Here is a 13,624-nt window from a genome sequence, read left to right on the forward strand (position 1 = left end):
GATATAAAAATGATATCACTTTTATATCATTTTACGCAAGGGGTTTACACCTAATTTTCTGAATTTTAGTGATGGATGTTTTTTATGTATGTTTTAGGGGTGAGAATAAGAATGTACGTTCTGTTTTGTGGTAAAATAAAGAAGACTTAACCGCCCACTGCAGCAGCTAAGTCTCTTTGAGAGCATCTTGCATCGTGACAAATGATTCAAAGCGGTTTTGCCAGGATTAATTCTTCAATCGCTGACTCAATCTCTTTGTCAGAAGTGTCATAACTTCCATTTGACTTTGGTTTGTCATGACTGGGAGTTTGATTCACTTCTTCTTTAGCATGTCCTTTTTCAGTAAAATTCATGCTAGGCATTTTAAATGCGCCCATATTCATATATTTTCCAAACTTACATGCTTCAACGATAGGGCAGAAACGAACGATGCCCTCTGCAATTTTCATGGCACCAATCCATAGCAAAACTTTAGACCAAGTGCACCGAGGTTTACGTACGAGTTTAGCTGTACTACAACCGAAGAGGATAAGTCCGAGTGTGATTCGAATTAGAGCACTAATTGTACCGATGTTTTGCTTCATTAGAAAAACACTCCTTTTTGATGAACTTCGAAATAGAAATACTATTTCATTTGTTAGTATTCCATATAAGTTTTTTGATATGTAATCCAACATTTAACGTTGAAAAAGATGTTGGAATGGGCGTGTGTGTAAGTAGCTTTTTTTGTTATAATGAAAGAATGCATAAAAGGGAGCGCGAAACTTGGCTCGTCTTTGTGAACAGATATAGTAGAAGAATTTCAAAAATCTTAATAAAAACTAACTGCTTTTTTGAGCAGGGATATAGATATGATTAGAAAAAAGAAAGGGTGTTTTCATGTACGATATTTCCAAATGGAAACATGTATTTAAGCTTGATCCAAATAAGGAGTTAAGTGACGAACATTTAGAAATGATTTGTGAGTCTGGAACAGATGCTGTTATTGTAGGCGGAAGTGATGGCATAACAATTGATAATGTACTACACATGCTAGTTAGCATTCGTAGATATGCAGTACCTTGTGTGTTAGAGGTTTCTGATGTGGAAGCAATTACACCAGGATTTGATTTTTATTATATCCCAAGCGTTTTAAATAGCCGAAAGGTAGAATGGATAACAGGTGTTCATCATGAAGCTTTGAAAGAATTTGGGGATATTATGGACTGGGACGAAATTTTCATGGAAGGGTATTGTGTTTTAAATCCTGAAGCGAAAGTAGCCCAGCTTACAGATGCGAAATGTGATGTAACAGAAGATGATGTGATTGCATACGCGCGTTTAGCAGACAAGCTATTACGTTTACCGATATTTTATTTAGAATATAGCGGTACGTATGGCGACATTGAACTTGTTAAAAATGTAAAAGCAGAATTAAAACAAGCGAAGTTGTATTATGGCGGCGGTATTTCTAATGCAGAACAAGCGAAAGAAATGGCGCAGTATGCTGATACAGTAGTTGTTGGAAATATTATTTATGATGATATAAAATCCGCGTTAAAAACAGTTAAAGCAGTAAAAGGAGAGTAGGTGCAGGCGTATATGAGTACGACAGATAGGTTATTAAATGGTTTAAATCCGCAACAACAAAAAGCAGTACAAACAACGAATGGACCACTTCTATTAATGGCAGGTGCCGGTAGTGGTAAAACACGTGTGTTAACACATCGTATTGCGTATTTACTTGGTGAAAAAGGTGTAGCACCATGGAATGTACTAGCTATTACCTTTACAAATAAAGCAGCTCGTGAAATGCGCGAGCGTATCGATACACTTGTCGGACCAGAAGCAGAAGATATTTGGATTTCTACGTTCCACTCTATGTGTGTACGTATTTTACGACGTGATATCGATCGCATTGGTATTAATCGTAACTTTACAATCTTAGATTCAGGCGATCAGTTAACTGTAGTCAAAAAAATTATGAAAGAGCGCAATATTGATCCGAAGAAATTTGAGCCGCGCTCTATTTTAGCTGGTATTAGTAATGCGAAAAATGAATTGTTATCTGCAGATAAATATGCGAAAAAAATTACAATCGCTGATCCATATGAAAAATTAACGAGCGATGTATATACAGAATATCAAAAACGTCTTTTGAAAAATAATTCATTAGACTTTGACGATTTAATTATGACAACGATTCAGCTATTTGAACGTGTTCCAGAAGTACTAGAGTTTTATCAGCGTAAGTTCCAATACATTCACGTGGATGAGTATCAAGATACGAACAAAGCGCAGTACCTTCTTGTTAAACATTTAGCAGCACGTTTTAAAAATCTTTGCGTTGTAGGTGATTCTGATCAGTCTATTTACCGCTGGCGTGGTGCGGACATTTCTAACATTTTGTCATTCGAAAAAGACTATGAGAATGCGCAAGTTATTCTATTAGAACAAAACTATCGTTCGTCACAAAATATTTTAAATGCAGCGAATGCTGTTATTGAAAAAAATTCAAACCGTAAACCGAAGAAATTATGGACAGACAATCAAGTTGGAAGCAAAATCTCGTATTATCGTGCTGCAACAGAAAAAGACGAGGCGTATTTTGTTGCGAAAAAAATTCGTGACGATATTCAAATGGGGAAACGAAAATATACTGATTTTGCAGTGTTATATCGTACAAATGCCCAGTCTCGTATGGTCGAGGAAATTTTCCTGAAATCTAATATTCCTTACAAAATTGTCGGCGGTACTAAGTTCTACGATCGTAAAGAGATTAAAGACATTTTGGCGTACTTACGTTTAATTGGGAATCCAGATGATGAGATTAGTTTCGCACGTATTATTAACATGCCGAAACGCGGTATAGGTGCGACTTCTATCGATAAAATTATAAATTATGGTGTGCAAAACGGAATCTCATTAACTGCTGTATTTGATGAGATTGAGCATGTTGGTGTAAGTGCAAAAATAACAAAGGCAGTAAAAGAATTTGCAGGTTTATTACACAACTGGGTAAATATGCAAGAGTATTTATCTGTTACAGAGTTAGTAGAAGAAGTTATTGAAAAAACAGGCTATCGCGATATGTTGAAAAATGAGCGTACTTTAGAAGCAGAAGGCCGTTTAGAGAACTTAGATGAGTTTTTATCTGTTACGCAAACATTTGAATCTCAAAGCGAAGATAAGAGCCTTGTTGCATTCTTAACAGACTTAGCGCTTGTTGCTGATATTGATCGTGTAGATGAAGATCCAACTGCTGGTGAGGAAGTTATTTTAATGACGATGCACTCGGCGAAAGGATTAGAATTCCCAGTTGTCTTTATTGTTGGTTTAGAGGAAGGGATATTCCCGCATACTCGTTCTCTGATGGAAGAAGATGAAATGCAAGAAGAACGTCGTCTTGCTTATGTAGGTATTACTCGTGCAGAAGAAGAATTATATTTATCCAATGCACAAATGCGTACTTTATTTGGTAGAACAAGTATGAACGCATCATCTCGATTTATTACAGAAATTCCGGCAGAACTAGTGGAATCATTAAATGAAACAGCGCCGAAGCGTGAAACTTCGTTTGGGGCAAAAGGAAGAACGAAAAGTACAACAACAACACGTTCTCGTTCAGCTTTCGTACGTCCTGCAGCTAAGACAACGGGCGGCGAACAAATCGGCTGGGCAGTAGGCGATAAAGCTTCCCACCAAAAATGGGGAGTCGGTACAGTTGTAAGTGTAAAAGGTGAAGGTGATGCGAAAGAATTAGATATTGCGTTCCCAAGCCCAATTGGTGTTAAACGTTTATTAGCAAAATTCGCACCTGTGACGAAACAATAGGAAAGGAATGAGGATATGTCAAAAGAGATAGCAAAAGAACGTATAGAAGAACTACGTGATTTGTTAAATACATTTAACTATCAATATCACGTATTAGACAATCCTTCTGTTTCTGATGCGGAGTATGACCGTAATATGCAGGAGCTTATAAAATTAGAAGCAGAGAACCCAGAGTTTATGAGTGAAGACTCTCCCTCCATTCGCGTTGGGGGGACTGTTCTTGATATATTTGAAAAGGTAACGCATAAATCACCAATGTTAAGTTTAGGAAACGCGTTTAATGAAGGAGATTTGCGTGATTTTGATCGAAGAGTACATCAAGGAATTGATGATGCGAATGTAAGATATATATGCGAATTAAAAATTGACGGACTTGCTGTTTCACTTCATTATGAAAAAGGACGCTTCATTCAAGGAGCAACACGTGGTGATGGTATAACGGGTGAAGATATTACCCAAAACTTAAAAACGATTAAAGCTATCCCGCTGCGTTTAAATGAAGAAGTAACGTTAGAAGCACGAGGCGAGGCTTATATGCCGAAGCGTTCATTCGTTAAGTTGAATGAAGAGAAAGAACAAAATGGTGAAGATGTATTTGCGAATCCACGTAATGCGGCAGCAGGATCGATACGTCAACTTGATCCGAAAGTTGCAGCGAAGCGTAATTTATCTATGTTTGTGTATGGTCTTGCTAATGTAGAAGAAAAAACAATTCCATCCCATAGTGAATCACTGGATTTCTTAGGTGAGCTTGGATTTAAGACGAATCCAAATCGTCGTACATGTGAAACAATCGAAGATGTAATAGCCTATGTAGAAGAATGGCAAGAAAAACGCCCGCATCTTGATTATGAGATTGATGGAATCGTTATAAAAGTAGACGATGTTGCTCTTCAAGAAAGCTTAGGAACTACAGCGAAGAGTCCAAGATGGGCGATTGCTTATAAATTCCCGGCTGAAGAAGTTGTTACGAGATTAACAGGGATTGAATTAAGTGTCGGCCGCACAGGGGTTGTAACACCAACTGCAGAGCTAGAGCCAGTGCGAGTAGCTGGAACTATCGTTCGTCGTGCTTCTTTACATAACGAAGATTTAATTCGTGAAAAAGATATTCGAATCGGTGACTACGTTGTTGTGAAAAAAGCTGGAGATATCATTCCTGAAGTTGTGAACGTTATTTTTGATAAGCGTAATGGTGAGGAAGAAGAATATCATATGCCAACGCATTGTCCAGCGTGTGAGAGTGAACTTGTTCGTTTAGAAGAAGAAGTAGCACTTCGATGTATAAATCCGACTTGTCCAGCTCAAATTCGTGAAGGATTAATCCATTTCGTTTCAAGAAATGCAATGAATATTGACGGACTTGGAGAACGTGTAATTACACAACTCTTTGATGCGGATTATATTCGTACGTTTGCAGATTTATATGCATTGACGAAAGAACAATTATTACAGTTAGAGCGTTTTGGTGAAAAATCAGCAACAAATTTAGTACAAGCAATTGATAATTCGAAGGAAAACTCATTAGAGCGATTATTATTTGGTCTTGGAATTCGCCACGTTGGAGCGAAAGCAGCACGCACATTTGCGGAGCATTTCGAAACGATGGATGAGCTTGTGAAAGCGACGGAAGAAGAACTAAAAACAATTAATGAGATTGGTGAAAAAATGGCTCAATCCGTTGTAACATATTTTGATAATGAAGACGTATTAGAGCTATTACAACAGTTTAAAGAGTATGGCGTGAACATGACATACAAAGGTATAAAAAGTGCAGATTTACAAAATGTTGAATCTTACTTTGCAGGAAAAACGGTTGTCTTAACAGGTAAGCTAGAAGTTATGGGGCGAAGTGAAGCGAAGAAAAAGATTGAAGCACTTGGTGGAAAAGTAACAGGAAGTGTTAGTAAAAGTACGGATTTAGTTGTTGCTGGTGAAGCTGCTGGTTCGAAATTAGCGCAAGCAGAGAAGCACAATGTTGAAGTTTGGAATGAAGAGAGGTTCTTACAAGAGCTGAATAAGTAAGAGGTGCAAACTTACGATGAAAAAAATAGCGTTAGCGGTATTAAGTCTTAGCCTACTTGTAAGTGGGTGTAGCATGGGTTCTAACAAAGATGAAAAAACAGTTGAGAAATCAGGGAAAGCGAAAGAGCAAGCGGTTATCTCAAAATATTCCATTTCGGATGAATATTATAAGACAACATTTCCATTTGATCCAGGTCGTGCACGTGGTTTAGTTGGACAAAGTTTGAACAATCGTCTAGATATAGATGAATTTGAAACGGGACTAATGCGCATTGCGAAAGAATCATTTAGCACGAAAGATTATTTCTTTAAAGGTGGAGACGTTTTAGACACACAAATGATTCAAATGCTTGTGAAAAGAAAGCGTACAGATGCTGAACAAAAAGAGCTAGAGGATAAGTTGAAAAAAGATGCGGTCAAATTTCCAAATATAGGGTTGAATCCTGCCGTAGGTGAAGGATCAGAATCGTTAGAAGTAAAAAATACAAAAAATCCAATGTATATCTCAAATATTTTAGAACATGACTATTACTTACAAAATGGTGATAAAGGTACTGAGCCTGATGGTGTTGTAGTTGGATTAGCGATGAATTCGGTTCATTATTACGAGGAAGAGCATGGTTATCCGCGTGAGGCTAAAATCGAGCAAGAAAAAATGTTAGCTGAAGGGAAAAAAATGGCACAAGAAATCTTGAAAGTCATGCAGCAAAAAAAGCCTGGAATAAAAGATGTTCCGGTTACATTTGCAATTTATCGTCAAGGTCCAAAGTCTTCGCTTGTACCAGGGAATTTTGTTTCTTATGCTAAGGTAGAAAAAGGCAGTGAAACGGTTGAGGATTGGAAGCCGATCAATGAGAAATACTATTTGTTCCCGTCTGAACAAGCGAAATCGGATAATAAACGTGAAGATCTTGCAAGTGTGTCAAACTTTAAATCAAAATTAAGTGAATATTTCCAAGGCGATTATACAGCTATTATTGGTACTGGAATGTATAGAGATGATGAATTAAAAGAAATGAAGCTCGATATTCCTGTCCAATTCAATGGGAAAGCTGAAGTCATTGGTTTTACACAATATGTAGCTGGACTTGTTATGCAATACTTCCCGAATTATATGAAAGTACAAGTAACAATTAAATCAGTGGAACGCCCAGAAGCAATTATTATACGTGAAGCGAAGCAAGATGAACCACTTGTGAAAATTTTAGATTAAAGATGAAAGCTGTTTCTATAAAGGAACAGCTTTTTTTCTCGGAAAATTTTGTTATAATTTTAAATGTTACAAATAAAGGGGTAAGGGGTAAAATCATGGAAGAACTAAGCTTTCAAGTCATTATTTTATTAATTGCATTCGGGTTTTTAGCTGCTTTTATTGATTCGGTTGTTGGAGGAGGAGGGTTAATTTCGCTTCCTGCACTTATGTTTGTTGGTTTATCACCAGCTTCGGCAATCGCAACAAATAAATTAGCTGCAACGATGGGGACGCTTACGAGTACAATTTATTTTATTCGATCAGGTAAGGTTGATTTTCGAATTGTAGGAAAGTTAATCCCATTAACTATTGTTGGAGCAGTCGCAGGTGCCTTAGTAGTAAAGTTTATTCCGCCTGATATTTTGCGTCCACTAGTACTTGTGATGTTGGTTTTTATTGCCATTTATATTATTGCGAAAAAAGATTGGGGAAGTGCATCTACCTATAAAAAGATGACAAAAGGGAAAACATTAATGTTTTTCTTTGTTATTTTAATGATAGGGTTTTACGACGGATTTTTTGGACCGGGGACAGGATCCTTTTTAATTTTTGCATTTTTATTAATTGGTTTGGATTTTATTCAAGCGGCAGCATCTGGAAAACTATTGAATTTCGTTAGTAATATCGTATCTTTAATTACTTTTTTATTTTTAGATGTGATTCATTTTGAATACGGTATTATTATGGGGTTATCAATGATTTTAGGTGCTTATTTTGGATCGAAGTTTGCGGTTCAAAAAGGTGTTGGATATGTAAGGACTTTATTTTTATTAGTTACTATTTTGTTAATAGGGAAAAATGTTTTGGAATATACTCATATTTTGTAGATTCATACGTATGTATGAATCTCTTTTTTTTATTATATTTTAAAAATTAATTAATTTTTAAAATATAAGTCTAGGAATATTTGAATAAATCTAAATTATCGTGTAGAATAATGTTGTAAAATGTAAACGTTTTTCTAAGGGGAGGCTAAAAAAATGGTAGTAGCATACAAACATGAGCCATTTACAGATTTTTCAGTAGAGGCTAACAAATTAGCGTTTGAAGAAGGTTTAAAGAAAGTAGAATCTTATCTTGGACAAGACTATCCATTAATTATCGGGGGAGAAAAGATCACTACAGAAGACAAAATTGTTTCTGTAAACCCTGCAAATAAAGAGGAACTTGTTGGTCGCGTTTCAAAAGCAAGCCGTGAATTAGCTGAAAAAGCAATGCAAGTAGCGGATGCAACATTCCAAACTTGGAGAAAGTCAAAACCAGAAATGCGTGCAGACATTTTATTCCGTGCTGCAGCAATTGTTCGTCGTAGAAAACATGAGTTCTCTGCTATTCTTGTAAAAGAAGCAGGTAAACCATGGAATGAGGCAGATGCTGATACAGCAGAAGCAATCGACTTTATGGAATATTATGCTCGTCAAATGTTGAAATTAAAAGATGGTATTCCAGTAGAAAGCCGTCCAATTGAATATAATCGTTTCTCTTACATTCCATTAGGAGTAGGTGTTATCATTTCTCCTTGGAACTTCCCATTCGCAATTATGGCAGGTATGACAACAGCTGCTTTAGTTTCTGGTAACACAGTATTACTAAAACCAGCTAGTACAACTCCTGTAGTAGCAGCGAAATTTATGGAAGTATTAGAAGAAGCTGGCTTACCAGCTGGCGTAGTTAACTTCGTTCCAGGTAACGGTTCTGAAGTTGGTGATTACTTAGTAGATCACCCTCGTACACGCTTCGTTAGCTTCACTGGATCACGCGATGTAGGTATTCGTATTTATGAGCGTGCAGCAAAAGTAAATCCAGGACAAATTTGGTTAAAACGTGTTATCGCTGAAATGGGCGGTAAAGATACAATCGTTGTTGATAAAGAAGCAGATCTTGAATTAGCTGCTAAATCTATCGTTGCATCAGCATTCGGATTCTCAGGACAAAAATGTTCTGCATGTTCTCGTGCAGTAATCCACGAAGATGTATACGATCATGTATTAAATCGTGCAGTTGAATTAACAAAAGAATTAACAGTTGCTAACCCAGCTGTATTAGGTACAAACATGGGTCCTGTTAATGACCAAGCTGCATTCGATAAAGTAATGAGCTATGTTGCAATTGGTAAAGAAGAAGGTAGAATCCTAGCTGGTGGCGAAGGAGACGATTCTAAAGGCTGGTTCATCCAACCAACAATCGTTGCTGACGTTGCAGAAGATGCTCGCTTAATGAAAGAAGAAATCTTCGGACCAGTAGTAGCATTCTGTAAAGCAAAAGACTTTGATCATGCACTTGCAATTGCAAACAATACAGAATACGGTTTAACAGGAGCAGTTGTTACTAACAACCGTGACCATATTGAAAAAGCACGTGAAGACTTCCACGTTGGTAACTTATACTTCAACCGTGGATGTACTGGTGCAATCGTAGGTTATCAACCATTCGGTGGCTTTAACATGTCTGGTACAGACTCTAAAGCTGGTGGCCCTGATTACTTAGCGCTTCACATGCAAGCAAAAACTACTTCTGAAACTTTATAAGAAATAGTAGGAAAGATCTTCACAGACTGTGAAGATCTTTTCTTTTTGAGAAATTCTCTATAATAGAAGCTAGTTAATTTCAATTAAGAAAAGGTTACCAAATATTACTATTTGTTCTTTGGAATTAGTTAAACCCTATTAATAGTGGGATAAACATGTAAATAGAAACAAAATAGCGAGAAAAATTGACTTATTAGTCATATTTTTTAGTATTCATTTTGAGAATTTCCTGTATAATACAATTTGAAAGAAAATCTATGGTTAGACAAGGGAACACTCCTTTCGGTTTTGCTCACTGAAAGGAGTGTTTTTTTTAGGTCGCTAAAAACTCTGCTGTACTCCTTACATTTGCGTATACTCCATTTAAACTCGCCAAAATTGTATTATGAATATAAACAGCTGGTATAGTAGCATTCTTAAATGAAAGATCTTTTGTAGCACAAGCATCGTGTATTAGGGTACAGTGAAGGCCAAAATCAAAAGCAGCCCTTACCGTAGCATCAATACACATATGGGTCATCATCCCGCATATTACGACGTGCTCAATTCCTGAACGTTGTAATCGTTCTAGAAGATCAGTTTCTCGGAAGCTATTTGGATAATGTTTAAGGATAACGGTTTCCTCTCTAAGTGGACGGACATTTTCGTGAATATGGACACCTTCTGTATTGGGTAGGAAAAAAGTAGCGTTATCTTTTATAGCTACATGCTGGATATGAAAAATAGGTTCGTTTCTTATTCTAAAATGTTGCAGTAGCTGTTCAGCATATTCACTTGCTTCTACTGGATTACGTAATTCCATCTTTCCATTTGGAAAATAATCATTTTGAATATCGACGAGCAAAAGGGCTGTTTTCATATATTCATCTTCCTCCGAGTTTCATATTCAAATAATGTTATTCAATTCATAGAGAGGATTCTCCTTTTAAAAAGTATGAGGGAGGAGAATTTAACATAACATTGTATTGTGATTTTTATTTGAAAATTTTAATAGATAAATAATTAATGTTTTTCTGAAAAATGTATTGACTCTTATTATTCTGAGTTCTATAATGAGAATTAATTAAATGACAATTAAATCGATACACTCTTATCCAGAGAGGTGGAGGGACTGGCCCTACGATACCTCAGCAACGGGTTTTTAAATACCGTGCTAATTCCAGCAAGCTTAAAATAAGCTTGGAAGATGAGAAGATGTGAACGAGTACATATAAGTGCTCTCCTTCTTATCTTTTATAGGTGATAAGAAGGAGAGCACTTTTTATTTTACCTCGAAATCTCTACTTCAAGTTTTACAGCATATAGGAGGGAAGAAAATGATTTCTTTTAACAATGTAAGTAAAGTATATGAATCAGGTGGGCAATCTGTTCATGCAGTGGAGGATGTAACGCTATCAGTTGAAAAGGGCGAAATTTTTGGCATTATCGGATTTAGTGGTGCTGGAAAGAGTACGTTATTACGTCTAGTAAACATGCTAGAGAGACCAACTGCGGGAACGATTTCAATAGATGATAAAGATATTACATCATTATCGACGAAAGAATTACGGAAATTAAGACAAAGAATCGGGATGATTTTTCAAAGCTTTAATTTATTTAATTCAAGAACAGTGTTTGGAAATATTGCGTATCCATTAAAGTTAGCGAAATTGCCAAAGAATGAAATAAAAGAAAGAGTAACTGAATTACTAAAATTTGTTGGTCTAGAAGATAAAGCAAACTATTATCCAGAGCAGTTATCAGGTGGACAAAAGCAGCGCGTTGGAATTGCAAGAGCACTGGCGACATCACCGGATATTCTCATATGTGATGAGGCAACATCAGCTTTAGATCCAGAAACAACGACAGAAATTCTGAACTTATTAAAGAAAGTAAATCGAGAATATAATGTAACAATCCTACTCATTACACATGAAATGCACGTAGTGAAAGAAATTTGTCACCGTGTAGCTGTAATGGAGAAGGGAAAGGTTATTGAAGAAGGGAAACTGTTTGACGTTTTCACACAACCAAAAACAAAGACAACTCAAAACTTTGTACGTTCTGTTATTAATGATCATTTACCGGAAAGTGTTCTAGGGAAAATTCAAAATGGTGGACAGATTTATCGCTTAACATTTACTGGTGAAGAGACAGGGCAGCCAGTACTATCATATATCGCGAAAAACTATAACGTCGATGTAAACGTACTGTACGGAAATATTATTGAACTTCAAAATGTGCTATTTGGAAATCTACTTGTAGAATTGCAAGGTGAGCAGAAAGAAATTCAAAAAGCATTACAACATCTAAGACTGCAAGTGCAGCTGAAGGAGGTAGAAGCTCATGCGAGTTGATTGGAGTATATTTTGGCCCCGCATATTAGATGCGACGGGGGATACCCTCTTAATGGTAATTGTAACCCTTATATTTGCTACAATTCTTGGTATACCTCTAGGTTTACTGTTGTATGTAACGAGAAAAGGAAACTTTTTAGAAAATAAATGGGTCTTTTCTATTCTTAATATCATTATTAATACAATTCGTCCGGTTCCATTCATCATCTTCTTAGTAGCTTTAAGCCCACTAACAAGAAGTGTTATCGGAACGACGATTGGAACAGCAGCAGCAATCTTTCCAATGACGTTAGTTGCATCAATCGGTATTGCTAGAATGGTTGAAACAAATCTTGTTTCTGTTCCGAAAGGGGTAATTGAAGCAGCGCAAGCAATGGGAGCTTCACCAATTAGAATTGTTTTTGAAATTCTTGTGCCAGAAGCGTTAGCGCCATTAATCTTAGGTGTTACGTTTATGACAGTTGGTTTAATTGAATTTTCTGCAGTTGCTGGGCTTGTCGGTGGTGGCGGTCTTGGTGACTTAGCAATGACATATGGTTATCAACGTTTTGATACGTCAGTTATGTTCGTAACGGTTGTTTTACTTATTATTCTCGTACAAATAGCTCAAAATTTAGGAAACTACTTTGCAAAAGTCTTTTTACGTAGATCATAAAAAGGAAGAGGGGAAAAGAAAATGAAGAAAATTTTAGCATTTGCATTATCAGCAATCGTAGGAATTACAGCTTTAAGCGGCTGCTCAGGTGGAGATACAGGTGCAGGAGCGAAAGAGAAAGTAGTTCGCGTCGGTGTAACTGGAACAGATGGAGACGCTTGGGAAATTTTGAAGAAAAAAGCTGAAAAAGAAGGGATTAAAATTAAACTAGTTGAGTTCTCTGATTACACAACGCCAAATAAAGCGTTAGCTGATGGAGATATTGAACTAAACTCATTCCAGCATATCGCTTTCTTAGAGCAATTTAAAAAGGAGCATAAGTTAGATATTACAGCTGTTGGTACAACGCAAATTGCACCGATGGGCTTATACTCTGAAAAATATAAGAAAGCAAATGAAATCCCAGATGGTTCAGAAATTGCTATTCCAAATGATCCAACGAACCAGGCGCGTGCATTAAAACTTCTTGATGCAGCCGGATTATTAAAGCTTAAGAAAGATTTCGGCCTATTTGGGGATCCAAGTGGTATCGCTGAAAATCCAAAGAAGTTAAAAATTACACCGGTTATCGCACAGCAAACACCTCGTGTATTAAAAGATGTAGCAGCTTCAGTTATTAATAACGGTGTTGCTGGTCAAGCTGGATTAGATCCAGCGAAGGATCCTATTTTCTTAGAAGATCCAAAGAATGAAAATGCGAAACCTTATATTAATATTTTCGCAGCTCGTACGAAAGACAAAGATGATCCAACGCTGAAAAAAGTAATTGAATTGTATCATTCAAAAGAAGTAACAGATGCAATTAAGAAAGAAACGAATGATGGTTCAATTTCAGTAGATCTTTCACTTGAGGAGCTTGAAAAAATCGTAAAATAATTATTGGGTTTAACGACTAACAGTAGGAACCCCTCCGCTGTTAGCTCGTTCAACATAGAATCTACTTAACAAACAAAACCCTAATTCTGTGCCTTCCAATTTTGTATAACGTAGAATCCAATGTTTGTTAAGTAGAGTG

At 36.5% G+C, this 13,624-nt stretch carries 11 protein-coding genes and 1 riboswitch; of the genes, 9 read left to right on the forward strand and 2 right to left on the reverse strand.

The annotated features are described in order from the left end of the window. Positions 1–206 precede the first annotated feature (206 nt). A complete protein-coding gene (locus tag LUS72_RS01785; RefSeq protein ID WP_264448518.1) occupies positions 207–584 on the reverse strand; it encodes a YgaP family membrane protein in 378 nt (125 codons plus the stop codon). A gap of 295 nt (positions 585–879) precedes the next feature. On the opposite strand from LUS72_RS01785, the gene LUS72_RS01790 reads away from it, so the two are divergent. From LUS72_RS01790 to pruA, 6 genes are all read left to right on the forward strand, one after another. Further along, a complete protein-coding gene (locus tag LUS72_RS01790; protein ID WP_264448519.1) occupies positions 880–1,569 on the forward strand; it encodes a heptaprenylglyceryl phosphate synthase in 690 nt (229 codons plus the stop codon). 12 nt (positions 1,570–1,581) lie between these two features. Next, positions 1,582–3,813, forward strand: a complete 2,232-nt coding sequence (gene pcrA, locus LUS72_RS01795; protein ID WP_264448520.1) for a DNA helicase PcrA — start codon at positions 1,582–1,584, stop codon at positions 3,811–3,813. 15 nt (positions 3,814–3,828) lie between these two features. After that, positions 3,829–5,838 carry an NAD-dependent DNA ligase LigA gene (ligA, locus tag LUS72_RS01800; protein ID WP_264448521.1) on the forward strand — a complete coding sequence of 670 codons (2,010 nt, stop codon included), beginning with the start codon at positions 3,829–3,831 and terminating at the stop codon, positions 5,836–5,838. Positions 5,839–5,854: 16 nt separating this feature from the next. Beyond that, the gene (locus LUS72_RS01805) at positions 5,855–7,051 is read left to right on the forward strand and encodes a CamS family sex pheromone protein (RefSeq protein ID WP_264448522.1); all 1,197 of its coding nucleotides are present in this window, start codon (positions 5,855–5,857) and stop codon (positions 7,049–7,051) included. 95 nt (positions 7,052–7,146) lie between these two features. Next, positions 7,147–7,917: a TSUP family transporter gene (locus LUS72_RS01810; RefSeq protein ID WP_071747201.1), complete on the forward strand. Its 771-nt coding sequence runs from the start codon at positions 7,147–7,149 to the stop codon at positions 7,915–7,917. 153 nt (positions 7,918–8,070) lie between these two features. Beyond that, positions 8,071–9,618 (forward strand): L-glutamate gamma-semialdehyde dehydrogenase, encoded by a 1,548-nt coding sequence (pruA, locus tag LUS72_RS01815; RefSeq protein ID WP_071747202.1) that lies wholly within the window; start codon positions 8,071–8,073, stop codon positions 9,616–9,618. A gap of 313 nt (positions 9,619–9,931) precedes the next feature. Here pruA and LUS72_RS01820 read toward each other — a convergent pair whose 3' ends face one another. Beyond that, positions 9,932–10,477 (reverse strand): cysteine hydrolase family protein, encoded by a 546-nt coding sequence (locus LUS72_RS01820; RefSeq protein WP_097829021.1) that lies wholly within the window; start codon positions 10,475–10,477, stop codon positions 9,932–9,934. 228 nt (positions 10,478–10,705) lie between these two features. Continuing rightward, a riboswitch (SAM riboswitch) is annotated at positions 10,706–10,811 on the forward strand. A gap of 123 nt (positions 10,812–10,934) precedes the next feature. Between LUS72_RS01820 and LUS72_RS01825 the strand changes: the two genes are divergently transcribed. Genes LUS72_RS01825 through LUS72_RS01835 form a run of 3 tightly spaced genes read left to right on the forward strand, consistent with a single transcriptional unit; the run spans position 10,935 to position 13,485 of the window. Continuing rightward, positions 10,935–11,954: a methionine ABC transporter ATP-binding protein gene (locus tag LUS72_RS01825; RefSeq protein ID WP_264448523.1), complete on the forward strand. Its 1,020-nt coding sequence runs from the start codon at positions 10,935–10,937 to the stop codon at positions 11,952–11,954. Next, positions 11,944–12,609 carry a methionine ABC transporter permease gene (locus tag LUS72_RS01830; RefSeq protein ID WP_001261864.1) on the forward strand — a complete coding sequence of 222 codons (666 nt, stop codon included), beginning with the start codon at positions 11,944–11,946 and terminating at the stop codon, positions 12,607–12,609. The genes LUS72_RS01825 and LUS72_RS01830 overlap by 11 nt, the downstream gene beginning before the upstream one ends. A 21-nt stretch (positions 12,610–12,630) precedes the next feature. Beyond that, a complete protein-coding gene (locus tag LUS72_RS01835; protein ID WP_000721589.1) occupies positions 12,631–13,485 on the forward strand; it encodes a MetQ/NlpA family ABC transporter substrate-binding protein in 855 nt (284 codons plus the stop codon). Positions 13,486–13,624: the final 139 nt, after the last annotated feature.

It is taken from the genome of Bacillus cereus, from assembly GCF_025917685.1.
Taxonomy (GTDB): Bacteria; Bacillota; Bacilli; order Bacillales; family Bacillaceae_G; genus Bacillus_A; species Bacillus_A cereus_AT.